At 71.8% G+C, this 24,408-nt stretch carries 15 protein-coding genes and 1 pseudogene; 12 read left to right on the top strand and 4 right to left on the bottom strand.

Annotated features, from left to right (window positions below; all coding sequences use genetic code 11):
- The first annotated feature begins 76 nt into the window (after positions 1-76).
- Complete coding sequence (locus tag ACGF5U_RS28780; protein WP_392717241.1) at positions 77-415, top strand: gas vesicle protein K; 339 nt, start codon at positions 77-79, stop codon at positions 413-415.
- A gap of 249 nt (positions 416-664) precedes the next feature.
- Positions 665-1,273 (top strand): hypothetical protein, encoded by a 609-nt coding sequence (locus tag ACGF5U_RS28775; protein WP_392717157.1) that lies wholly within the window; start codon positions 665-667, stop codon positions 1,271-1,273.
- A 384-nt stretch (positions 1,274-1,657) separates the two neighbouring features.
- Here ACGF5U_RS28775 and ACGF5U_RS28770 read toward each other — a convergent pair whose 3' ends face one another.
- The 3 genes and pseudogenes from ACGF5U_RS28770 to ACGF5U_RS28760 all read right to left on the bottom strand — a co-directional run.
- On the bottom strand, positions 1,658-1,930 hold the full coding sequence (locus ACGF5U_RS28770; protein ID WP_392717159.1) for a GlsB/YeaQ/YmgE family stress response membrane protein: 273 nt from the start codon (positions 1,928-1,930) through the stop codon (positions 1,658-1,660).
- 545 nt (positions 1,931-2,475) lie between these two features.
- Positions 2,476-2,649 carry a hypothetical protein gene (locus ACGF5U_RS28765; RefSeq protein ID WP_392717161.1) on the bottom strand — a complete coding sequence of 58 codons (174 nt, stop codon included), beginning with the start codon at positions 2,647-2,649 and terminating at the stop codon, positions 2,476-2,478.
- Between the two features lie 319 nt (positions 2,650-2,968).
- A pseudogene (locus ACGF5U_RS28760) lies at positions 2,969-3,330 on the bottom strand (Tn3 family transposase); the annotation flags it as partial.
- 14 nt (positions 3,331-3,344) lie between these two features.
- Between ACGF5U_RS28760 and ACGF5U_RS28755 the strand changes: the two are divergent.
- From ACGF5U_RS28755 to ACGF5U_RS28715, 9 genes are all read left to right on the top strand, one after another.
- Positions 3,345-3,626, top strand: a complete 282-nt coding sequence (locus ACGF5U_RS28755; protein ID WP_392717163.1) for a DUF6233 domain-containing protein — start codon at positions 3,345-3,347, stop codon at positions 3,624-3,626.
- Positions 3,627-3,653: 27 nt separating this feature from the next.
- Positions 3,654-4,517, top strand: a complete 864-nt coding sequence (locus ACGF5U_RS28750) for a hypothetical protein (protein WP_392717165.1) — start codon at positions 3,654-3,656, stop codon at positions 4,515-4,517.
- Between the two features lie 195 nt (positions 4,518-4,712).
- Complete coding sequence (locus ACGF5U_RS28745) at positions 4,713-6,185, top strand: esterase/lipase family protein (RefSeq protein WP_392717167.1); 1,473 nt, start codon at positions 4,713-4,715, stop codon at positions 6,183-6,185.
- A 3-nt stretch (positions 6,186-6,188) separates the two neighbouring features.
- Positions 6,189-10,289: a hypothetical protein gene (locus ACGF5U_RS28740; protein WP_392717169.1), complete on the top strand. Its 4,101-nt coding sequence runs from the start codon at positions 6,189-6,191 to the stop codon at positions 10,287-10,289.
- Positions 10,264-13,926, top strand: a complete 3,663-nt coding sequence (locus ACGF5U_RS28735; protein ID WP_392717171.1) for an AAA domain-containing protein — start codon at positions 10,264-10,266, stop codon at positions 13,924-13,926. The genes ACGF5U_RS28740 and ACGF5U_RS28735 overlap by 26 nt, the downstream gene beginning before the upstream one ends.
- 2 nt (positions 13,927-13,928) lie before the next feature.
- On the top strand, positions 13,929-17,210 hold the full coding sequence (locus ACGF5U_RS28730) for a hypothetical protein (RefSeq protein ID WP_392717173.1): 3,282 nt from the start codon (positions 13,929-13,931) through the stop codon (positions 17,208-17,210).
- Positions 17,207-19,663: an ATP-binding protein gene (locus ACGF5U_RS28725; RefSeq protein WP_392717175.1), complete on the top strand. Its 2,457-nt coding sequence runs from the start codon at positions 17,207-17,209 to the stop codon at positions 19,661-19,663. Before ACGF5U_RS28730 ends, ACGF5U_RS28725 begins: the two co-directional genes overlap by 4 nt.
- A gap of 573 nt (positions 19,664-20,236) precedes the next feature.
- Positions 20,237-22,483, top strand: a complete 2,247-nt coding sequence (locus tag ACGF5U_RS28720; protein WP_392717177.1) for a prolyl oligopeptidase family serine peptidase — start codon at positions 20,237-20,239, stop codon at positions 22,481-22,483.
- A gap of 85 nt (positions 22,484-22,568) precedes the next feature.
- Positions 22,569-23,075: a Rieske (2Fe-2S) protein gene (locus tag ACGF5U_RS28715; RefSeq protein WP_392717179.1), complete on the top strand. Its 507-nt coding sequence runs from the start codon at positions 22,569-22,571 to the stop codon at positions 23,073-23,075.
- Here the strand turns inward: ACGF5U_RS28715 and ACGF5U_RS28710 are convergent.
- Positions 23,062-23,730: a cysteine hydrolase gene (locus tag ACGF5U_RS28710; protein ID WP_392717181.1), complete on the bottom strand. Its 669-nt coding sequence runs from the start codon at positions 23,728-23,730 to the stop codon at positions 23,062-23,064. The two genes, ACGF5U_RS28715 and ACGF5U_RS28710, sit on opposite strands and share 14 nt — an antisense overlap.
- A gap of 181 nt (positions 23,731-23,911) precedes the next feature.
- On the opposite strand from ACGF5U_RS28710, the gene ACGF5U_RS28705 reads away from it, so the two are divergent.
- Entirely contained in the window at positions 23,912-24,382 is a 471-nt protein-coding gene (locus ACGF5U_RS28705) for a pyridoxamine 5'-phosphate oxidase family protein (protein ID WP_392717183.1), read from the top strand.
- Positions 24,383-24,408 lie beyond the last annotated feature (26 nt).

The raw sequence follows: 24,408 nt of genomic DNA, 5'->3' as shown, positions 1-24,408 counted from the left end.
ACGCGAACGCCCCCAGCGGCTGACTCGCCGCCCATCCTCGCCCCCAGCATCCGCTCTGGAGGGCGTCGGCGACACCATGTCCCAGGCGTTCCGGCTGCTCCAGGCACCCCCCACGCCACACGAGGCAACCCCACGCCCAGCTCACCGCATGTACACCGACCGGGACACGGTCGAAGAAGACCTCCTCAAACTCGTGCTCACCCTGGTTGAACTCCTGCGCCAGCTCATCGAGCGCCAGGCATTGCGCCGCGTGGACGCAGGAGACCTCACTGACGAACAGGAGGAGGAGCTGGGAGCCACACTCCTGGCCCTCCACGACCGCCTGGCTGACCTGTGCGCCCAGCACGGCTACGCACTGGAGGACCTCAACCTCGATCTCGGCCCGCTGGGCCCCCTACTGCCGCCCCGCACCTGACGCAAGCTCCCGGCCACACCGGCCCACCAGATGCGGCGCACCGCACCTACACCTCCCTGGCACGGCGGTAGTGCCGCCATCCCCGGCCTCCGCACTGCGCACCATCCCCGCTGCTCGCCTCGGCTACCTCTCATCGCTCGGGCCGTTTGGAGCAACTCCGCTGGCCGCCGGTGGCTGCCCTAGTGGACGGTGGCGGCAGCGCCTCTTCATACGACGACGGCGTCCCCGCCGCATGCAGTAGGGAGCCCCATGACGTCCGGACGCAACACAGTCCTGCGCAGCCTCCACGATGTCGGGCTCGCCGCTTGGTTCGGCGGCTCGCTGATGGGCGCGATCGGCCTCAACGGCGCAGTGAAACACCATCCCGGGCCGTGGAAAGAAAACGCGGCACTCGCCAGCTCCGGTTGGGCTAGGTGGACACCGGTCAGCGCTGCCGCGATCGGCATGCACCTGGTCGGCGCCGGCGGACTGCTCGGCGTCAACGCTGCCCGTGTCACCACCCAGCAAGGTGTCGCCGCCTCCACCTTGACCAAGACCGTCCTCACCGGCGCCGCTCTCGCCGTCACCGCCTACGCCCGGACGCTGGGCAAGAAGATCGAGTTGATCTCCGTCGGCCTCCCCCAAGACGCAGAAGACGCCGAGGGCCGCCCCTACGACACGGTCAAAGCCGAACGTCAGCTTTCCTACGCGCAGTGGGCGGTCCCCGCTCTCACGGGCGGCTTGCTGATCCTCAACGCCCTCCACGGCGAACAACAACGGCCCACCTCCCAACTCCGCGGGATGTGGCAGCGCGCCAGTCCGCTTACTCCTCACGTACCCCACGTGCAAGACATCCAGAATTGGTACCGCACACGCTGAGGCAGCCCCAGCCGGCCTCACGGGATCTACCTACACGCCAGCCATAGCGAGCCGGCCCGTGGGCGCCTCGGCGGGCGACCCACTGAGCTGTGAGGAACTCCATCGTCCGCCGCAGACCGAAGCAGAGGAGGAGCACCGTGCCCACTGCAAATGTTCACGCGGCCGGCGCGCTGCACCGGACACAGTGGCGGAGTTGCCGAGCCACGCTGCGCAGAAGCAAGCTGGAGCGCGAGGGGATGCCCGGCCTTGGCACGCACTACCGCCGGCTTTCAGAGGCACGTGACGAGTACGGAACCTGAATGCTCCGTCGAGTAGCCGAGTGCTGAGCAGGAAACGGCTCCGCAGGGGAAGCCGTTTCGTGTGGTTGAGCCCCCGGCGCGCTGGTCAGCCGTGGCGGTGCCGGTTGCGGGTGAAGAGGCGGTAGATGCCGAGGAGGATGAGGGAGCCGACGATGGCGGCGACCCAGGTGGAGAGTTCGAAAAAGCCGTCGACGGAGTCGACGCCGAATATGACCTTGCCGAGCCAGCCGCCGAGCAAGGCGCCCGCGATGCCGATGAGCATCGTAACGATGATGCCGCCCGGGTCCTTGCCCGGCATCAGCGCCTTGGCGATGAGACCCGCCAGCAGCCCGATGAGGATCCAAGCAATGATGCCCATGATGCCTTCCCGTCGCGTCGCGTAAATCCGGTGTTAGTTCAGCTTATTACGGCCGAGTGTCTCCAAACATCCGAAAGTCTGATCGTTCTTCGAGATGCGGGAGTGGTGAACTTGGGTCCCGCAGAGAATTTCCAAGAAAGGACCTCCGCGGTGTGGGCGCCCCCTTAGACGGCGCACCGATGCCTCCGGGAACCGCCCTTCGTGAAGACCTGCACGGATGGAGCGCCCCCGCGCTTCGGCCCGCTACGCGTACGGACCGCCTACCATCACCGCAGTCAGCCTGGCGGGCGGTCCCGCCGCTGGTGGAAACACGGTCAGCCAGACCGGCATCATCATCCCTATTGCCTTCGGTCCCGGCTGCACCCGGGATCGGACCGACCTGGCTTGCATCGCACCTCCTGCACCGTCACGGCTCCGCTCCACGAACGTCGCCGTCCGGGCTGTAAGCGCGCCGTGTACCAGCCAGGCAGATGGGCGGCCTCGTACGACTACGGCGGCTGGCATCCGCAGCGGGACCTTCCAGCTCCAGCTCGCCATGTACGGGGTCAGCGCTTGAAAATTCCCTTGCCCTTCTCTTTAAGGCCCCGGCCCCTGCCGCGGGCTTCCAAGGCGGCACCCTTGGCTGCGGTGGTTTCGTTGCCAAGGGCATGAGCTACCGTCCTCACGGCCTTCCCGACCACTTGCTCCGCCTTGGCTTTGACCTTCTCGCTGGCATTCATGTCCGCACCTTCCCGTATGTGATGAGGCTTCTACCCGCAGCCGGGGGAAATAGGCGCATCCAGCTGCGCGGGCGGGGCCCTGCTCGGTTCAGCGGATGACGACCAGCGTGGCGCTGGCGAGGGGCAGGGCTCCGGCCGGTGACCTGCCCCTTCCTCCTGGCCGAGGGAGAAATTACGGTCGACGACTGCCGTGGATCGCGCACACCCGTGGTACGGAACTGGAAACCCGTCTGGATCACTCGCTGGCGCTTCGGTGAGACGCCGCCGGTGGCGGCTCGGAGCGCACCCGGCACGAGCCTCGGGTGAGCCCGGCCAGCCGTTAGTCGTCATCGTTGTCTTCGTTGTCCTCGACGGCGTCGGGGTCGCGCAGGGGGCGCAGGCGGTGATGTTGAACAGGCAGCAGCCCAGGAAGCCGATGTGCCGGACCTTGAGCGGGGAGAAGCGTGCGACGTCCTCGTCCTTGATGTCGTAGCCCTCGGTACGAAGCCGGGTGACCGCGGCGTCGAGGTAGCGGGTGTTCCACAGGACCCCGGCGTTGAGGACCAGGCCGAGGGCGGCGAGCTGATCCTCCTGGCCCTCGCGATACGCCTGGCGGATCTGGCTCCGACCGCCGTGGCAGATCGCGTGGGCGAGGCGGTGGCGGGATTCCTGCACGGTGTGCCGCCAGTTCATCAGGCGCCGTCTCGCACGACAACGTGCCCCCCAAGCTGCTGCCCCCGCCGCCGACGTACCCCGACCCGGGGCCGGGCAAGCCGTGGGGCTGGGTGCTGGAGAAGCTGCCGCAGCGTGGTGGCCGCGGCCCTGCCGAGTCCGTGCGCGTCTCGGACTGCCCCGAGGCACCGGCCGGTGCTCCCGTGCTCAAGCTAGACCAGTCCCTCACGGCCGCCCAGCATCCCCGCACCCGGACGTGCACTCTGGGCCGCGCGGCCGCCGTTCTGGACCCGCTGCTGCGGGGGTTCGGCCACGACACCGACTGACGGCCCGGCCCGGACAACGGCGGGAGGGTGCACGAGGCACGCCCCCTCCGTACGGGGCTGAGGAGCGCCCACCGGGGTATCGAGCAGCTCGGCGCCTTCGAAGCAGGCGATGCCTGGTTCGCCCGCTTCGCGGAAGCCTCCGTCGCCGGCGACGTCCTGCTCGACGAGACGATCCAACGCCGCCTGACCGCCACGATGAACGTCCACCTGCGCACCGCGGGCCTCGAGCTCCGGGAGACAGGCACCGTCGGCGGCTATCCGCGCTTCGCCCTGGTCTCCGTACAGCTCGCTCACGCCCGTACGCCGAAGAACATCAGCTTCGCCACGTCCTCGAAGCCGGACATCCGGTTCCTGTCCGCCGTCGACAACGACATCGAGGTCGTCAACGGCGACGTCCTGATCTACGACCGCACCGTCACCGACGACGGCATCCGCTGGCGCGATCTGCAGTCCTGGTGGCAGGGCAGAGAGCATCTCGCCGACGCCGGCGAGGCCAAAAAGAGCCTCTACGCGCGGCTCCTCGCCAGCCTTCCCGCCACGGACGGTCCCCCGGCAGCCCGGCCGCGAGAACCACCTCGCCGGTGCAGGCGGGTGCCAGGCGGTGCGTTCCTGCTCGCGCGGCGAACGCCGCGCCACCCGCTGTGGCAGGAGGCTCTACGTCTTCCACCGGACCGTCGCCGCGGCCGCGATCCCCGTACGGCTTCGGCGGTGATCCGCCGGGCGCTTCCCCGGATGTCCGAGGAAGCGGAGGGGCCGGGGTTCGGCGGAGCAGCAGTCGGCTGCGGGCGACAAGAGGAGTCGGGCAAAGAGGGGACGTTCCGTCGAGGAAGCGGACCTCCCAGTGACGACGGGCACGATGTGAGAGCGGAAGCCCCCTGCGGATCGCCGTGATCCCGCGCCTGTCAGAGGGGCCGGTCGCGACGGGAGTCGTACGCCTGCCGGTGCCGACAGGCGCGCCCGACGGCCAGTCCGGCGGGTCCGTCGCCACGGCCGGCCCGGTCCCCTGGCAACAGCTCCGGAACCTGGCTTGCACAAAGCACCGAACTGCCCGCAGGGGCGCAGTGCTCCGCCGTACTCTTTCTGCTCATGGAGCGCTTAGATCCCGTCAACCCTCCTGCTGTCCGGCACGCGGTGACGCATGACGCGGTGGTGATCATCCCCGGAATCATGGGGAGTGAACTCGTGGAGGCCGCCACGGGACGCGTTCTTTGGGGGATGAAGGAGGCGCTCGCCTACGCCGCGCGCTGGCACCACAAGAGCGGGATGGCGGCTCTGGCCGTCACGGAGGACGAGCGGGCCGGGAAGGTCGGGCGGGTCACTGCACGGCGACTGCTCAAGTTCGCCTCCTGGTCTCCGCTGCTGGGCGGTATGGAGCCGTACACCAACCTGGTGCGGGGGGTCACGCCCGCCGTCGCCGACCCCGCCGCGATCTGCGAGTTCCCGTACGACTGGCGGCTGCCGGTCGCCTACAACGCCCGTCGGCTGGCCGAGGCCGTCGACCGGCACCTGACGGCCTGGACCGCGCATCCCGCGTACAAGGCGGTCCGGCGCCACGACCCCGGCAGACGGCCGGCCGAAGTGGTCCTCATCGCCCACTCCATGGGTGGACTGCTGGTCCGCGAACTGGCCCAGATCCCCGGGGCGGTCGAGCGCGTACGCGCCACACTCACCCTCGGAACGCCGTTCCACGGCGCGGTGAAGGCGACGGCGATCCTCAACTGCGGCCGCGGGACGCCCGTACCGCTGCCCCACCGGCAGCTGCGCGACCTGGCCCGTACCCTCCCGGGGCTGCACGACCTGCTCCCCGCCTACCGCTGTGTGGAGACCGACGACGACATGGTCCCGCTGACCGCCGCCGACGTGGCGGACCTCGGCGGCGACCCCGAACTCGCCGCGCACTCCCTCGACCGCCTCAGGGCACTCAGAGGCGCCGCGCTCCCGGGTCACCGGATGACCGTGGGGATCGCCCAGCACACCATGCAGAGCCTGCGGCTGGATTCCGGGGTCGTCACGCCTCAGGCGTACGTGTTCAAGCGGGACGAAGACGACGAGATCTGGCGGGACGGGATCGGGCGGCCCCTCACGGAGGACCTCGGCGGCGACGGCACCGTCTACCGGTACGCCGGGCACGCGGGCGGCGTCGAGGAGGTCACCCTCGCCCAGCAGCATGGCGCCCTGGCCACCTGCGGTGGCGCAATCGACCTGGCACGCGGGCTACTGACCGGGCTGCGCCGGCTTGAGGATCTCGGGCAGCGGCTCGGGCACGGCGAGACCGGCTTGGAGGTGCCCGATCTGGTTGCCGCAGGCGAGAAGTTCGACATCACGGTGACCGGCGAGGACAACCCCCGCCGGATGAGCTGCTCGGTCCAGGACACGGGCGCCGCCGACCGGATCGTCGCGAGCCCGCAGCTACCGCCGCGTCGCGACTCGTCGGGTGGGCTGCGGGCCCAGTGCCGGCTGCGGGACCCCGGCCTGTACCGGATCAAGGTGTCCGGCGGCAGGGAACCGGTCACCCGGCTCGTCCTGGCCGCCGCCGAGGACCCGGACTTCGGCAGCTGATCCATGCACGAGGGGGAGGAAGCGGGCACAAGGCCCGATACAGAGGGCTTCGACGTCTACACCGTGCCGCTCGGCGAGTACCTCAGCGAGGAGAAGATCGCCGCCGACGAGGAGGCCCACGCGATCGGCGCGATTCTCGAACCGCTCGGCGGTGCTCTCGTCCCCTGGGAGGTGAAGCCCGAGGAGCGCGACCTGAGCCGGGTCGTCACGCGGCTCAGAGAGTGGTCCACACCCGCCGTTCTCCGCAGCTCCCTTCTGCTGTGGGTCGGTCATGGCTGGTCGAACGGCAGGAAGGCCGCCCTGTACGTCCGGGGACACGCCACGGACACGGAGGACACCGATCTCCTGCCCGAGGTGTTCGCCCACCACGTCACCGAGGCGCGCCGACAGCGCTCGTCCGACGGCCTGTGGGACGTCGTCGTCGTCGAGGCCTGCGGCGCCGAGCGGTTCGTACGGAGGGCGCTCGCGGACCTCTCGAACGGGGAGGAGGTAGCGGCCCGCGGCCTGTTGCTCATCGGCTCCGGACGGGACGAGGGCGAGGGGCACCTGGGAACCTTCCGGCGGACACTGGAGCAAGTCCTCACCCACAGCTACAGCGATCACGACACGGTGATCCCCCTCCACGATCTGGGCGCGCGCCTCGACGAGACGCGTGCGCTCTTCGTGGCCCCGCTCAACCTGGGCGGTCTGCCGCCGCTACACCGCCCCACCACCTTTCCGGTGACCGCCTCGGTGGAGATCCACGCCCGGCTGCGGGAGGCGGTCGACGCGCTGCCGGAGGCCGATCGCGCCCACTTCGCCCGCAAGGGGCTCGGCTCTGAGTTCGGCGAGCTGTCCTGGGGGTTCGCCGGACGTGCGGAGGACCGCGCGACGATCGCCGGCTGGCTCGCGGAACACCGCTCGGGTCTGCTCGTGGTCACCGGCCGCGCCGGGTGCGGCAAGTCCGCACTGCTCGGCAACATCCTGCTCCACGCGAACGCACGGCTCGGGGAGCTGCTGCCGCTGCTCTCCAGGGCCGGTCTCGAGGCCGACCCTGGTGACATGGGCCCCGAACTGCCCGCCTTCGATCTCACGCTCCACCTGACCGGGGCCACCGCCCACGACGTCACAGTCCGGCTCGCGCAAGCCCTGGGCGTGCGGCAGCGCCCGGACATCCGTTCCCCCATCGACGAGTTCAACGAACTGCTCGCCGCGCTGCGCTCAGGCTCCGGCCACCGCGAGCGCCCGTACACCGTGCTGGTCGACGCCCTGGACGAGGCACAGGAGCCGCCGCTACTCGCCGGACTGCTACGCGAGCTCGGCACACTCCCGGGCATCCGGCTGCTCGTCGGGGCGCGCCCTTCGACGTACGAAGCGCCCGACCGCCCCCCGAGCGCCGGCCACGACCTCCTCGACGCCCTCGGCGCGGCCGAGGACCATGTTCATGTGCACTGGTTACGCCGAGACGCGCAGGCCCTGGACGACTACGTCACCAGAAGCCTGGAACAGGCACGGGCCTCCTTCCCCGGCCCGCCGGAGACCTTCACGGACGCCGTCGGCCGGGCCCGCTCACTGATTGTGGGCGGCACGAAGAGCGACACGGCCGACGGCACGGAGGACCGCGACTTCCTGTACGCAAGGCTCGCCGTGCACGAGATCCTTGCCGACCCCGGCCTGCTGCTCGCACACCGCGCCCGTGAGCTCGCCTCACTCCTGCGGGGCGACCACCGATCCCTGTTCGCCACCGCCGTCCGGCGCCTCGGCGCGCACCACGCGCGGACGGGGCGGTTACTGGAAGCGCTCGCCTTCGCGCAGGGCAGGGGACTGCCCCGGGCGGACCGGATCTGGGCCACCGCGGCCGCCGCGCTCGGAAGCGCCGGACAGGAGGCGTTCTCCCCGCAGGACATCGACGAGACCCTGAAGGCCGCGGCTCCGTACATCCTGCTCGACGGCGAGGACGGCCAGAGTGTTCACCGACTGGCGCACCGCACGTTCGCGGAGCACTTCACCGCGGGGACGGCCGCGAGCAACGTGGGCGAGCGCCGACGCCGTGTAGCGGAGGAGCTCGTACGCCTGGCGGACGAGGCCGCCGAGCAACCGCTCAATCCCTATATCGCCCGGCATCTGTCCGGCCACGCCGCGGCGGCGGGAGTACCGGGGTGGGCCGCGCTGGCCGACCGCCCCGCCGTGCTCGACCAGCTGTCGGTGGAGGCTGTCGCCACCGACGTGCTGCGCGCGGTGGGCGGGAGGCGCGGACTGCCGCCCTCAGTCCTCGGCGTGCTGGACGCCGCGCATCTGCTGCGGCATTGCGGACCGGCCGACCGCGTCGGGTTGCGGCAGTTCGGTACGGCCCGCGCGGCCGGAGTCGCACCCGTACGTGAGGATTCGGCCGCCGCCGACCGGGGCGCGGGCTGGCAGGTGTGCTGGGCCCGGCTGCGGCCACGGCCGCCGCGGCTGACCCTGGCGCGTCGGCCACTGCCGGTCCGCTCCCTCACGCCCGTGGCGGGACCGGGCGGAAACACGCTGCTCGCCGGGGTCGACGACAGCGGTGGCCTGCAGGTCTGGGACCCGGCGCGCGGGTACGCCGCCACGGCGGCCGAGCCGCACGCCCAAGGCCCGGTGACGGCAGTGACCTCGGTTCCCGGCACCACCCTGCTGGCGGCCTCCGGCCACGACAAGCGCATCCGGATCTGGGACGTCGTCTCGGGGCGGCCACGGCTCCGCCGGGTGGTCGAGAACGGTATGTGGCCGCACGCGCTGCACGGTTGCCGGCTACCGGCAGTTGTCGCCGACTCGGACTACGCGAAGGACTCGGGCGGCTCCGCCGCCGTTCCCCTGGTGGCCGTCGGAGAGTTCGGCGGGGGGATCCGGTTCATCGACCCGCTGAACGGGCAGGTGTGCAGACCCTGGTTCCGGAGCCACGACAGCGGACCGGTCTGGGCCCTCACCACCTTCCAGCACGACGACGGCACCCTGCTGGTGAGCGCGGCCGGCGACGGGATACGGGTCTGGGACGCGTGCACCGGTCACCGGATGGGCGAGCTCGTGCGACGGGCCAACGCGACGGCGCGCGCCGTGGTGGCCTTCGAACGGCCGGACGGCGGCGGCACATTGCTGGCCGGCGGCTGGGACGACGGCGGAGTGCGGGTGTGGGAGCCCATCACCGGAGAGCTGGTCACCGAGTTCCGGTCGGACGGCCCCGTGAACGCCCTCACCGTATTCGCCGCCGACGACGGCCACCGCCCGCTGCTCGCCGCCCTCGGCCGAAGCGGCGCGGTCCGCCTGTGGGACGCGTTCACCGGGCGGACGGAGGACCTCACCGACCGCTCCCCGCTCGCACCCGGCCCGCGGGCCCCCAGTGCCCAGGGCCTCGCCATCACCGCCTTCGAGGGCCCCGCCGGCGGCACCCTCCTGGCGTCCTCAGCGGACGACGGCACCGTCAGCGTCTGGAATCCGTACCTCCCGCAGAGGACCGGAACGATCCCCAGCCCGCGGTCCGGCACGCCAACCACCGCCATAGCCGCTGCCACGGTCACCGCCGATCCGGCCGCGGACCACATCGAACGACTGTCCGCCATCGGTGGGCCGAACGGCACCACGCTGCTGCTCGCCGAGGTCCGCGGGGGTCGCCTCGCCGCCTTCGACGCCATCACCGGTGCGCCTGCGGCCGTGCCTCGGGGCCACCACCCCGCGGGGCCGCCGACCGGCGCCACCCGGCTGAGCGGACCGGGTGGCCTGCCGCTGCGCGCCACGTACCGCAGGAGCGAGGAGATCCAGCTCACGGTGGAGGCCACCGACCGCCCGTACGGCGGGCTGCTGACCGGTCACCAGGACTGGGTCACCGACGTCGTGGAGTTCACCGCACCGGACGGGCGGCTCCTGCTCGCCTCCTGCGGCGACGGCGCCGACGGGACCGTGCGCTTCTGGGACCCCGATCCGGCGGGACGCCGGACACCGCTGTACACGCTCTCGCTGGAGGTCCCGTGCCTCAGCCTCGCAGCCCTCGGCGACGGCCGGATCGCGATCGGCACCAAAGAGGGACTGCTCGTCATACGCATGGAGTCCTGGCTGCTGACAGGACAGACGGAAGGGGGCCGTGATGTCCGGAGCGGGCAAGGACACTGACAGGTACGCCGAGCTGGTCGACAGGCTGTTCTGTCGCAAGGCTACGGCCTCGTACGGGCCTTACAAGAGACTTGGCGAACCGGTCGTGGTGCTGCAGGACCGGCTGATGCGCGTCCGTATGCAGACCCCGGACGACGAGTACGAGACCTTCGAGATGTCGCTCTTCGCCGACATCCACAAATTCGCGGGCGAGCTGTGGGAGCACGAGGTCCGCAGCCTCCTGCGGCTTCAGGCGCTCAACCACCCCGCCCTGCCCGAGATCACCGACGGCAGTTTCGACGCGACCGAGAGCATCGCGTTCACGATGACCAAGGAGAACGGCAGCCCACTGGACATCGACTGGGCCGTCTCGTGGGCCCAGGAACACCGGATCGCCGCGTTTGAGCAGTTCAGTGTCCTTGTAGACGCACTCAGCCAGCTGCACGGCTCGGGGATCCTGCATCGCAATCTCACCCTCGGTGCGCTGCGCGTCCACACGCCACCCCACAGCGACGCCGCCGAGCATCTGGCGCTGAGCCTGGAACGCTTCGAGATGAGCACGCTGATCGGCAACCTGCTGCGTGCCATGGGCAGTTCCACCCAGGCCGACGAGGCCCAGCAGAGCATCCGGCAGCTCTATCTGACGCCGCCCACGAACGTCGAGCCGGCCCGTCACCTCGCCTACCTGGCTCCCGAGACCCACGCCTCCCTCTTCGAGGGAGCCCCCTCGTCCCGCCGCGACTGGGACACGACCGACGTGTTCGGACTCGGCGTCCTCGGCTTCGAGCTGTTCTGCGGGCCGATCCAGAGCTGCGTCCCCGTCGAGTACGCGGCCGTCGCCGCCGCCCACGACTCCGGGCTGCGCACGGCATTGAACAAGCTGCACCGGGCGATGCGCACGCATCTGGCCAACCGGCCCGAACTCCCCGGCGCACTCACCCGGGTGCTCCGGAGGATGCTGGAGGCGACCCCCAAGTCCCGTATCACCTCGTACGAGGCGGCCCGCCGCATCGAGCAGGACTGGGAGGCGATCTGCGGCGTCTGGGAGGACAAGGACGAGAACCAGCGCCCCCATCTCGTCGCCTTCATGCCCGACGAGTCCGTGGAGACGATCTACAAACAGCGCAACTGGATCTCCCGCAGCCCTGACGACGCGGCGGGCCGCGAGGAGTTGAAGGCATTCTTCGAGAAGGAGCTGCGCCAGGCGGAACTGGTCCGCTCTCCCAACGGCGCCTTCGGCTACGCCACGGGCGCCCGTGAGGAGACGCTCCGCGAGGCGGAGTGGGTCCTGATCGGCGAGAGCGCCGTCTGGTTCTGCGCGTACTTCATCGAGAACCCGACGTACCGTGACCGTCAGCGGATCTGCGACGACATGCTGGTCATCAAGTACCTCAGGGACCGCGACTACGCCCAGGAACTCGTCAACGCGCATCCACGGCGGCGCCTGTCCCGGATCGACCTTGTCGCCTACCGGACCGGTCAGGACATGTCCCACCACCGCACCGGCCGCCCGTCGTGGACCCGGCTCACCGATTCGGTGTCGGTCGGGGCACGGAGCAAGGACCCCAAGGACGAGGAGTTCCTCAAGGCACTCGACTTCCTCATCGACTACCAGGCGGTCGAACTCAACGCCCGGAAGTATCCGTTCGTCCGGACCGAGCGGTCAGCGGAGGACGCCCCGGCCGGCGACACCTCGCAGGGCACCGCCGTCCTGATGTACGACCAGCGGCGCGACGACGAGCGCAAACACCGCAACGCGCTGCTCACCGTGTACGCCATGGACCCCGGCCGCCGTCCGCATCTCGGCGACTTCGTCGCCGATCTCGGATCCAGCGACGAGGACTTCATCAAGCTGGACGTGGTGGGGACACCCGACCGGCCGCATTTCGGCCGGGACCGCATCCAGGTCAGGGTTCTGCGGCGGCTCGACGCGCAATCGATCGAGGTGCGCCGGATCGGCGGCGGGCGGATCCCCGAGTCGGGCTGGCTTCGCCCCTCCACCGACTCCGGCTCCGACATCCAGCTCGGCCGGCAGGCCCGAGCCTGGCGCTCTCTGCGCAATCTGCCCGGTCTCATCCGGGCCCTGCGCGAACCGCTCTCCTTCGACCTCGGCCGCGGCCGCTACAACGACGCCGACGACAGCGGCCTGGAGGGCAACGCCCCCAGCGTGATCCGGGAGATGCTTTCGCTGCATCCCTTCTACGCCCTCCAGGGACCGCCGGGCACCGGCAAGACCACCGTCGCCACGCACGCCGTCAGCCGCTATCTCCGGATGGAGAAAGGCGCCCGCATCCTGGTCAGCGCCCAGTCGAACTTCGCCCTCGACAACCTCGGCATCCGACTGGCGGAGGAGCTCGGCGACGGCATCGACAAGGGACAGATCCTGATGCTCCGGGAGATGCCCCAGGTGGGCGGCATCGACAAGGTCGACCCACGGCTGCACCAGCACACGCTGGAGGCGCTGACCCGGCGGGTCGTCAGCAACATCGAGCAGAAGCTGGGCAGTGGGCCCGGCGGAGCCGGCGCCCGGACGGATGTGACCCCGAGCGAGGCCGCCCTCGCGCAGCAGTGGCTCGAGCGTGTCGTGCCCGACCAGGTGGAGATCTCCGACCGGATCAAGGCGGGTGCCAACATCGTCCTGGCCACCTGTTCCATGGCCGCCACCATCACCGACACCGTCCGCGACCCGTCGGACCTGTTCGACTGGGTTCTCCTGGAGGAGGCTGCCAAAGCCTGGCCGACGGAGGTGGTGACTCCGCTGGTGCTCGGTGTCCGCTGGACCCTCATCGGCGACCACCGGCAGCTCGGCCCCCACCGGGAGAGCGACGTACGGGCTTTCCTGCACAGCCTGTACAGCCACCCGGACCCCGACGTCCAGCGCCACTACGACGCCCGCGAGAGCTATTTGAAAGTGCTCAACCTCTTCGGGGAACTGTTCCGCACCGAGCGGAAGCGGCCCGCCCAGAGCCGGCAGGTCCCGCCGCTTGGCAGTCTGGACAAGCAGTTCCGGATGCACCGGACCATCGCCGAACCGGCCAGCCGGGCCTTCTACCCGGTGGCTCCTGCCGAGCAGGATCCCGACCTGGGTCTGCCGAACAGCTTCCTCACCACCCACGAGGGGGCCAACGTGCCGCACGGCGTCCGGGAGCCCTGGTTCCTGGAGGGGCGTCCGCTGGTGTGGCTCGACACCACGGGCCGGCCCGGCTGTGCCGACGAGGGGTACTGGACCAACCTCGGCGAGGTCGACCTGGTGGACCGGCTCGTCACCGGCATGGACCCGGCCCCGTCCGACGCGTCGCTGCCCGACGCGGACGGCAGCCTCGCCGTCCTCACTCCGTACGCGGCTCAGGTGGCGCTGCTCAATCAGCGCGGGTCGCTGCGCAACCGGGTGCACACGGTCCACTCCTTCCAGGGGCGCGAGGCGCACAGGGTCGTCGTCTCACTCGTCAGATCGACCAGAAGAGGAGACGTACTGAAGAGCGTCGGACATGTCGGGCAGGCAGAGGTGATCAATGTGCTGATGTCCCGGGCCCGCCGGCTCCTCGTCATGGTGGGCAGCCTCGAGCACTTCGCCGAGCACGGCGGTCAGGACTGGCGTCTGGTGACGGACACCGTGAAGCGGTTCGGCAGGGTCGTCCACGCCGACGAGTGGGAGTGAGCATGGCTCAGGACGTCGAACTCGCCATTCCCTGCCGGCTCGTCACACTCTCCCTGCTGCTCGGCCCCGAGGACGGGCTGACCACCCTGGAGGACCTGGTCGCGAAGGCCATCGCAGCCGGCTGCAGCACCGTCGAGGACCAGGCCGACCTCTTCGCGCTGCCCCGTCGCATCGTCCTCGACGTGGTGCACAGCCTGTGGCGCAAGGGCCACATCATGGTTGGTTTCCAGGACGGCACCCTGGAGCTCACCGACGGGGCCCGTGAGGTCATCGCCTCGGGCGGCTCACTGCGGGACAGCGCCGCCAAGCAGGAGCACCGGCAGTTCCTCTTCGAACCGGTCACCGGCCGGGTCTTCCCCGCCGACCACGGCACCCGCCGGCCGTCCGTGGGCAGCCTGCGCGTACCACTGCACCAGGTTCTCAGCGAGACCGACTTGCCCGCCGACGAACTGCTGCGGGCCGTCCAGACGGCCATCCGCAACGACCGCCGCAGCCGGGGCTTCCGGAAGAACGTCCTCGATGTCGGCTTCCGCAGTCCGGTGCTGCGCCCAGCCAGCGAGCTGCGCTGGCTGAGCGCGCAGGCACAGGTGTTCCTCGACACCGACACCGGGCGGATCTCGGCCCAGTTGCTGGAGCGGAACCAGCCGGGGTGGGACTCCCGCTCGCGCGAGCGGATGCGCCAGCACCTGGCCGACCTCGCCGAGCAGCAGCCGGACCACAGGTTCGTCCAGGCGCTGCGCGGCCGGGCCGACGTCCAGCTCGTCGCGCCCGAGAGCGCCGACAGCCTGCTGCGTCGGATGGGCGAGGCGGTCCGCGCCCTGGCCGACGCCGAGCCCGAACACATCGGCGTGCGGCAGGAGTTCCTTGCCGATCTCTCTCGTCGGCTCTCGGCACGCATCGCGGAGACGGGCAGGGCCAAGGCCGCCGTTGTCGTCGTGGCCCGCGCCGCCGGTCACGAGTGGACGGTCAAGGACCTCGTCCAGTCCGCCAGGACGCAACTGGTGTTCTCCGCTCCGGACATCAGCTACGCGGCGCTCAGCGGGCTGCTGCCGGACCTTCGGAAGGCTCTGGAACGCGGAGTGCACCTGGTCTTCCTCTGGGGCAGGGGGGACGGCGACATCCTGCCCAGCCGAGTCAGGACGGCACTCTTCGATCTGGAGGCCCGCCACCCCTCCAAGGTGCTCTTCACCGACCGCAGCGCCCGCACCGCCGCCTGCGTGGTCGTCCAGGACAATCAGCGAGCCTTTGTCGGCACGCACAGCCCGCTCGGTGTCGACATCACCCGGGACACCCGGGGAGAGGTGGGCGTACTCGTCGAGGGCACCGCCCAGGACGGACCGCCCGGCACCCCGCAGTGCGTCACCGACCTGCTGATCTGGGCACGCAAATCCTTCCCGTACTGGCAGCTCGGCCAGCGCATCCTCATCCAGGACGACTCCTTCGGGCCCGTACCGGAGCGGCGGCGCGCCGAGCCCGTGGCCGCCGTTCCTCCTCCGGGCGAGGAGGAGGGACACATCGACAGGCTGCGCCACGACCCCGCGGCCCGGGCCCTGTGGGCGGAGAGCTGGGCAGAGCACCACGCGGTGCTGACCGGGGCCCTGCGCCGCGCCACCGAGGGCGACCCGGTCGTCGAGATCCTGGAGGACGGGGCGCCCCGGGATCTCGTGCAGCAGGCCCTGCACAGCGCGACCCGCCGCCTGGTGCTGGCCGACGACAGCTCCGACGCCCAGGCCTCTGACGAGCGGCTCGTCACCGCGCTCGGCGAACGGATGGACCAGGGGGTCGCGGTCCATCTGATCCGCCCGGCCGGACGCGGCCAGGAGCGGACGCCGGAGCAGCCGAAGCTGAAGGCGCTGATCCGCCGCGGTCTGAAGGTTCGCGACGAACGAGCCGGCGCGCGGGCCGCCGTCTGGGACGACGAGGCCATCATCGGCAGCCTGTCGCCGCTGCGCGACCGGCGGCGCACCCTGCGGCCGTCGGAGCGCACCAGCCACGTCGGGGTACACGTCCGGGGCGCTGTCGCAGCCACGACGATCGCCGCCGAACTCGGCGTCCCCGCAGAGCTCGGCATGGAGCCGGAGACCGCGCAGACCTTCGCCGAGCCGGGCAGCCGGCTCAGCGGTGCCACCGCCGTCGCCCTGTCACTGCTGGTCGACGCCGGTGCCGAGCGCGGCAGAGCGCGGTACGCCGCGATCGTCGCCGAACGGCTCCGCCAGGTCGACGACCTCTGGGGCGTACTGGACGTGTGGCACAGCAAGGTCCGCCCGGAAGACATGCGGCCGGTGGTCGCCGCCGCGCTGCTCCAGGAGCGGGAGAACCGGGACGAGCACTGGTCCCGCTGGGCGGGCTGGCTGGTAGCCGAGGCATGGGACCGGCGCGCGTTCGTCGAGGCGTCCCTGCTGGGCCGCCTCCTCGAGGGGACCGAAGGGACCGTACACCCGGCGGCCTGTACGGCGGCCGTGGCCATCGAGACCGGTCCACTGGGCCCGGTCCTGTCCGAGGCGGCACTGGAGCTGTCCTACAGCGAGCTGCCCGCGCAGGCGGTGGGCGCGGCGGCCGGACTCGCCGAGACGCTGCTGCGGGCCGTTCCTGACGACGGGCTCGTCGCGCTCGCACTCCTCGGAGAAGCGCTGCCGCCGTCGTGGCAGGAGCTGGCGGCGGCCGCCAAGCGGCGCCGGGAAGCAGGCAACGGGCCCCTCCCGCTCGCGCTACTCGCCTCCGAGCTGTCCCGGATGACGGAGCTCAGCGAGACGGCCGAGCAGTGGGAGGAACTCGTCGACCGCATCGACCGGATGGAGCGCCTGCATCGCTTCACCTTCGACTCCGGCAAGTTCCTGCACCGGGAGCTGTTCGCCAGGGACGGGATGCTGGCGGCGATCCGGGCCGCTGCGCAAGGCAGTGCCGAGGACTGCGCGCGGATGCAGGATTCCCTGCCCATCCATGTCCGCCGCTATCTGGACCAGATCGTGGCCGACGGCGGACGGCCCGAGATCCAGTGGGGCAACCAGCGGACCTTCCTGCAGACCATCGAGGACATCGTGCGCCGGGCCCGGTCGATCGCCCCCATGCCGAACGGGCCGGACGCCGCTGTTGCGGCCGCCCCGGAGGCGGTCGGCTGCGGGGAGCTGGCGGAACTGGTCGCGGGCAGATGGGACGCGCTGTTCAGCGACGCCAACGGCCTCGGCCGTCCGTACGCCGCACCCCTGCTGGCCCTGCTGGACCGGCTCGACCCGCTCGCCCAGTGGCAGCGGTCGCAGCGCCGAAGGAGGACGGACGACCGATGACGGACACCGACGACTCCCTGCGTGGACTCCTCGCGACATGGCCGGGACGGTTCCGTTTCCCGGGCCTGCTGGTGGCGCTCTCCGACGGGGCACCCGCCTCCCTCGAGCGGCTGGCCTTCGCCGGTCTTGAGGGCATCGCCGGGGACCACGACGAGTACCGGGCCTGTGCGGGCCTGATCTCCGCCGGTGAGTTCCAGGTCGTCGAGGAGGCGCTCGCGGAATGCCAGGCGCTGGACAGCTCCCAGATCGAGGAGTTGCGGAAGCGGCTGAGCCGACGCAGGGCCGAGTGTCTGCAGAGCCTCCTCGGGCGAGTGCAGCACCTCGTGGACCGGGCGACCGCAGCCGATGTGGCCGTCGTACCGGAGCAGGACGCGCTCACCGCTCTGTGCACGCGGTCCTGGCCCCAGGTGGAGGAGCGCCTGAGGGCGGACGAGGCGGCACTCGAACAGGCCCTGGACGAGAAGCGGGAGACACTACGGGAGCGGTGCGAGAAAGCGGCCGTACGGGACGCGGACCGGGACGGAGGACAGGGCGGGGGTACGGACGCCATGGGCGCTGTCACCGCGCTGCTGGAAGCCGGGCATCTGCGCGCCGTCGAACTGCTGCTGGCCAACGACGCCTCGCCGCGCCCGGGCCCGGAAAGCGTACCGCCGCTGCGCGGCTGGACGCAGGCCGTGGACACCCCGTCGGAGATTCTCCGGTGGCATCTCAACCCGCTGATCAGACCCGTGAGTTACGACCGCTGGAAGCCTGTGGACGAGCGGGGGCAGGAGCTGCTGGAGGCCTTCGACGCGCTCGGCAGCAGCAACGAGGCGACAGCCGCCCAGTTCGCCCGCGCGCTCGCCCGGTTCCTCAGCGCGGAGGACCACCCGGCGCCGCCGGTGCACCGCGTCGAAGGCGGGTATCTCACCACGGTCACGGGTGTGTTCGCCGGGGCGGAGACGGCGCGGTTCCGGCCCACCGACAGTGTCGAACTCTTCGTCGCCGAGCCGGACACGAAGGACAGTCCCGATCTCGGCCTGCGTCAGCCCTACATCGCGGTGGGCCGCTCCCTGCAGGCGCCCGACTCCCCCGAACGGGCCGCCTCCGCGGTGCTCGATCTCGGGCATCTCGTCGAGTTGGTCACCCTGCGGTCGCAGGTACCCGTTCAGCTGCTCAGGGTGCTGGGGCGGCAGTGGCCCCTCGACGCCTTCACCGGAGGTTCGGCGGCCTCACTCGAGGGACTGCTCGGCGGCGAGCCCGGCGAGCGGTGGCACGTCCTGCGCTGGATCGTCGATCTCGCCGGGCTGGGCGATCTGACGACGGCCGACGCCCTGTTGTTCCAGGCCGGTCCCGATCTGGCGCTGCTCCATCTGTTCCTGGAGTTCCTGGCACGCTCCAGGACCGCGGCGCGGCCGGAGCGCGGTGCGTACGGCGCCGTACGGGACTGGGCCCGGGACCCGTCGTTCGCCCGGACCGTCGAGAACGCGGCCCTCACCCCGATCGCCGACTCTGCGGCCGCCCGGGTCGCCTTCTGGGCCGCACTGTCCGCCGCCGTCCCGGGGCAGCCGGTGACCCTCGACGAAATCCTGCTGAGCGCCGCATCGGTCGCCGAGGACGGCATGCCGGAGGACGGCCACGAGCCGGAGATCCGGCGGGGCTTGGCCCGGCTGGCGGCGTTGCCGCTGGTGGCAACGGCCGACGCCGGCGAAGTCTGCTTCCACCGCTGCGGAGTGCTGCTCATCCTCGGCGGTGACGCCGATCGCAAGCTCCAGGAGACCCTCCTCCAGCTGACGGAGGAGACCGTGTCGGCCCGGGCCGGTCTCGGCGGCATACTCCGCCCCGGCGACTGGCGGCTGTATCGGCACGCCCTGCACCCCGGACTGCGGAGGTACGAGGAGCTGGCCGCGTCCCCGGCGACACCTCCCGAGGAACTGTCGGCCGCGGCCCGGGCCCTGACCGCCACAGCGGGTGAACTTCCGTCGGGTGTCTCGGTGGACGGCAACAGCGATCTCGCCGTGGCCCTTCTGGAGATGCGGGACTCTTTCACCGCCTACTACCCGGAGGTGGCACTGCAGATCCACACCCCGGACAGCGCCCCGGTGGGGGTCTCCCCCGCCGGGCTCCGGGCGATCCTGTACGAGGTGCTCACCAACGCGGCCGAGGCGGCGGCAGCGAACGGGGAGCAGATCGTCCGGACGACGGTCACCGCGGCGAGTACGGAGTTCGTCGTCGATATCCAGGACAGCGGGCAGGGCCTGCCGTACGCCGAGGGCTCCGAGTACCGGGTGTTCCGCAAGGGCGAGTCCACCCGGGGCCCGGGTCGGGGCCACGGTCTGCACATCGCACGCCGACTGGCTCGTGCGGTCGACGGTGACTTGAGCGTCCGGGCTCGCGTCCTGGGCCACCCCGTGCTGCAAGGCGCCCATTTCCAGCTGCTGCTCCCGGGGGCAGGCAGGGAACCGGGGCAGTAGGGGAACCGCCCTGCGCCCCATGAACGCGGCAGGGTCCGACCCGACTGCACAGCACCCAGCCGTAGCCGAGCAGTACCGGTGGCGCGCCCGCGCGCGCGAGCGGGCGCGCCGCCGGCGCCGGCCCCGACGGGAAGGGGGCAGCCGCGCCCGGGGCCGACGAACGCTCACGCACGGACCACCGGCCTGCCGGCCACTGCCATGGCGGAAGCGGGCGCCGCACCGGCGACTGCCCTCCGCGACTGCGCAACCCTGCTGGAGGGCATGGCTCTCACCCGGCGTGTGACCGCCGTGAGGACGCCGTCCTCGTCGGCCTGCCGGACGTCAGCCAGCCTTCGCCGACGCCTCCACGCGGCCCTGCGGCGACCCGACTTCACCGGATGGCTGACCTTTCCGGGGCCCTGTGGCCGGTCCTGGAGTGGACTCGCCGTCCCGATCGGCAGGTGCGTCGCCCCACGCGCGAGGGCACCCGCCCCGCGGCTGCCGTGGGCTCTCCGACTGACCGCACTCGTCGCCGGCCCTTCCTCGCAGGGCAGGGTCGATCTGTCGCCTGGCATGCTCTGCCCCATGCGGCCCATGAACAGCGAACGGACCCAGGACTCACGGACACAGGACTCGCAGGCGCGGGACCTACGGACCCGGGACTCGCGCGGACGGGGCTTACGGACAGGGGACTCGCGGGCACAGGAGCTGCCGCGTCAGCTGGCCCGTACGCGCCGCTTCTCGCTCGGCGTCCCGAACCTGTTCACGGTCTCGCCGGACGGCGAGCGGGTGCTGTTCGTGCGCACCGGTTCCGGCAGCGACGCCGTGGGGCGGCTGTGGGTGTACGAGGACGGGGGTGAGCGGCTGCTCGCCGACCCGGCCCGGCTCCTCGGGGACGGAGCGGGCGACGAGGTCCCGGAGGCGGAGCGGATCCGCCGCGAACGTGCCCGCGTGGTGTCGTCGGGAGTGGTCGGCTACGCCACCGACCGGGAGGCCCGCCTGGCGGTGTTCACGCTGGGCGGCACTCTGTGGGCGGTCCGCACGGACGGCGCCCCTGGGGACGGTGGTTCCGGTGGCGCGGCGCCGTGGCGGATCGGCACGTCCGGGAGCGTCGTCGATCCGCGTCCCTCGCCCGACGGATCGCTGGTCGCGTACGTGTCGGAGGGGGCTGTGCGGGTTGTCCGCACGGACGGTACGGAGGACCGGCCGCTGGCCGTTCCGGAGGGCCCCGACGTGACGTACGGGCTCGCCGAGCATGTGTCGGCCGAGTCGATCGGGCGGCTGCGCGGCCACTGGTGGTCTCCGGACGGGGACGCCCTGCTGGTGACCCGCGTGGACCACGCGCGCGTGCGGCGGTGGTACCTGTCCGACCCCGCGAACCCGGCCGCCCCTCCCCGGGCGGTGCGCTATCCGGCCGCCGGCACCGAGAACGCCGACGTGTCGCCGCACATCCTGCGCCTGGACGGCGGGCGCGTCCCCGTCCGCGTACCGGAGCGGGCGGACGCGGCGCGGCACCCGGAGGGCACCTGGACGGACCCGCGGTACGAGTACGTGACGGCCGCCGACTGGGACGCGCGGGGGCCCCTGGTCCAGGTCCAGACGCGCGACCAGCGCACCGCGACACTGCTGGCCGTGGACCCCGCGTCCGGTGCCACGCGGCCGCTGCACCACGACACCGACCCGGCGTGGGTGGCCCTCATGCCGGGCGCGCCGGGGCGGACCGGCGCGGGAACCCTGTTCCGGCCCCGCCTGACGGACGGCGACGTGCGGGGGCTGCGGATCGGCGACACGGACACGCCGCCGGGGCTGCAGGTGCGGTCCGTGCTGGGCCACGCGGGCGAACGGGTCTTCTTCACGGCGAGCGAGGAGCCCACCGAGACCCACGTCTGGTCGTACGGGCCCGGGGACGGCCTCCGGCGCGTCAGCGCGGAGGCGGGCGTCCATACGGCCGCGGTGGGCGGCGACACGGTCGTCCTGGACAGCAGGACGCCGGACGGCCAGTCGGTCACCGTGCTGCGGCGTGGCCGACCGGCCGGTCGCATCGCCGTGCTGGCGGAGACGCCGGCCGTGCCGTGCCGCCCCGTCCCTCTGGTGCTCGGCGAGCGCGGGGTGCGCGGCATACTGCATCTGCCGTCCTGGTACGAGCCGGGTCGCGGCAGGCGGCTGCCCGTCCTCCTCAGCCCGTACGCGGGCCCCGCGCTGCAGCTGGCCGTGCGGGCGCGCGGCTGGTGGAACGCGGTCGCCCAGTGGTTCGCCGAGCAGGGCTTCGCGGTGCTCGTGGCGGACGGGCGCGGCACGCCGGGCCGGGGCCGGGCGTGGGAGGTCGCCGTGCGCGGCGACCGGTTGACGCCCGCGCTGGAGGACCAGGTGGACGCGGTGCGCGCGGCGGCCGCCCGGCATCCGGAACTGGATCTCGACCGGGTGGCGATCCGGGGCTGGTCGTACGGCGGATACCTGGCCGCCGGGGCCGTGCTGCACCGTCCCGACGTGTTCCACGCGGCGGTCGCGGGAGCCGCGCCGACGGACCGGCGGCTGTATGACACGCACTGGGAGGAGCGCTTCCTCGGCCATCCGGACGTCGAGCCGGGGAACTACGAGCGGTCCTCGCTGGTGCCGCACGCGCATCGGCTGTCCCGCCCGCTCCTGCTGATCCATGGTCTCGCCGATGACAATGTGGTGGCCGCCCATACCCTGCGGCTCTCGGCGGCGCTGCTGGCGGCGGGCAGGCCCCATAGCGTGCTGCCGTTGCCGGGCGCGACGCATATGGTCACGCAGGAGGAGGTGGTGACCAACCAGCTCCTGCTGGAAGTGGAGTTTCTGAAAAGGTCCCTCGCCGTATGAACATCCCCGCCCGGCCGCCCGTACCCCCCGGTGACCTGGTGAACACCGTGGAGTGGCAGTGGAGAGGGAGCCGTCAATGGCCGGAATGACCGGATCGCAGGGGATCGCCGGAACGCCGACGCGCCGTACCGTCGTCGCGGCGGCGGGAGGGGCGGGTCTCGCCGCCGTGCTGACCGCCTGCGGAGGATCGGACAGCGTGGCCCCGTCCGCCGGGGCGCCGGCCGGAAGTGGCGGCACGGGGGGCGGCAGCGGGGGCGGCGACGCCGGCAGCGGCGGCGCGAGCGGGGGCGGCGGTGGCGGTCAGGGCGAGGTGCTGGCCAGGACGTCCGACATCCCGGAGGGCGGCGGCAAGGTCTTCGGCGACAAGGGCATCGTGGTGACCCAGCCGAAGGCGGGCGAGTTCAAGGCGTTCTCCGCGCAGTGCACGCATCAGGGCTGCGCGGTGAAGGACATCGTGGACGGGACGATCAACTGCCCGTGTCACGGCAGCAAGTTCGACGCGGCCGACGGCAGCGTGAAGGCCGGTCCCGCGACCACCCCGCTGGCCGCCGCCTCGATCACCGTGGACGGCGACTCGATCAAGCTGGCCTGACGCGGGCGCGGGACACCGCTCGCCGTGGTCGCCGCCAGCAGGCCATGACCTCGTCGGTCGTGGTGACCGTGGCGACCAGGGCGAGCGTGTGGCGGACCATCGCGCGGGTGTAGTCGGCGGGCACCCCCGCGATGGCGTCGGCGGGGACGACCGCCGTGTAGCCCAGGTTGACCGCGTCGAAGACGGCGTTGGGTACGGCGACGTTGGCGGAGACGCCGGTGACGATCAGCGTCCGCACGCCGAGGTTGCGCAGCAGGGCGTCCACCTCCGTCCCGGCGATCGGCGACAGTCCGTGCAGCCTCCGTACGACGAGGTCCTCGTCCGCCACCTCGATGGGCGCGGCGACCCGGACGGCGGTGCTCCCGGTGTGCTGCTGGACGGGCAGGCGTTCGGCCGCCCGGAAGAGCCGGGCGTTGCGGCCGGAGCCTCGGCCGTCGGGCCGGCGCTCCGCCACGGCGTGCAGCACCTGCACGCCGGTCTCGTGGGCGGCGTCGACGAGCCGGGCCACATGGCGCAGCGCGCCGGACGCCCTTGCCTCGGCGGCGAGTTCGGGCAGGGCGCTGTCACCGCCCACGACGCCCTGCTGGCATTCGACGGTGAGCAGTGCGGTGCTCACCGGGTCGAGTTGCTCCCGGAGCCGCTCGAAACTCGGCATCGGTTCACTCCCCTGGCCTCGTGGTGACGCGTGTCGGCCCTCGTGGTGACGCCCGTCCGCCCCCGTGGTGACGCCCGTCCGCCCCCGTGGTGACGCGCGAGAGTAGCCACCATTGCGTGTCGGGGGAAGAGCGCCCATGCTTTCTGACATCCCATCAGCTATGCCGGGAGGCGGGGAACATATGGCGATCACCCAGCGCAGGGGTCGGCGGATCATGATGACACCGGACGAGCTCGACGCGTTCCTCACCGAGCGGCGCACCTGCCGGGTGGCGACGGTGTCCGCCGACGGCCGCCCTCACGTCAGTGCCCTGTGGTTCGCCTGGGACGGGACATCACTGTGGCTGTACTCGCTCACCCGCAGCCGCCGCTGGGCCGAGCTGCGCCGGAACCCGTCGATCGCGGTCGTGGTGGACGACGGCGAGGAGTACGGGGAGCTGCGGGGCGTCGAGTTGTCGGGTACGGCGGTCGTCGTGGGGGAGGCACCGCGTACGGGGCGGCCGTGCGACGCGGAACTGGAGTCGGTGGAGCGGCTGTTCGCGCGGAAGAACTTCGGCATCGCCGAGATGCCGCACGACGGGCGCCACGGCTGGCTGCGGCTCACCCCGGACGCGGTCGCCTCCTGGGACTTCCGCAAACTGACGAGCTACTGACACCGACCCCGCCGGCCCGCCACCGC

Origin of the sequence: Streptomyces sp. NPDC047886, from assembly GCF_043204435.1 — a bacterium.
Lineage (GTDB): Bacteria > Actinomycetota > Actinomycetes > Streptomycetales > Streptomycetaceae > Streptomyces.
Note: the sequence above shows the minus strand (reverse complement) of the source record. Positions and strands in the feature narration are given on the sequence as shown.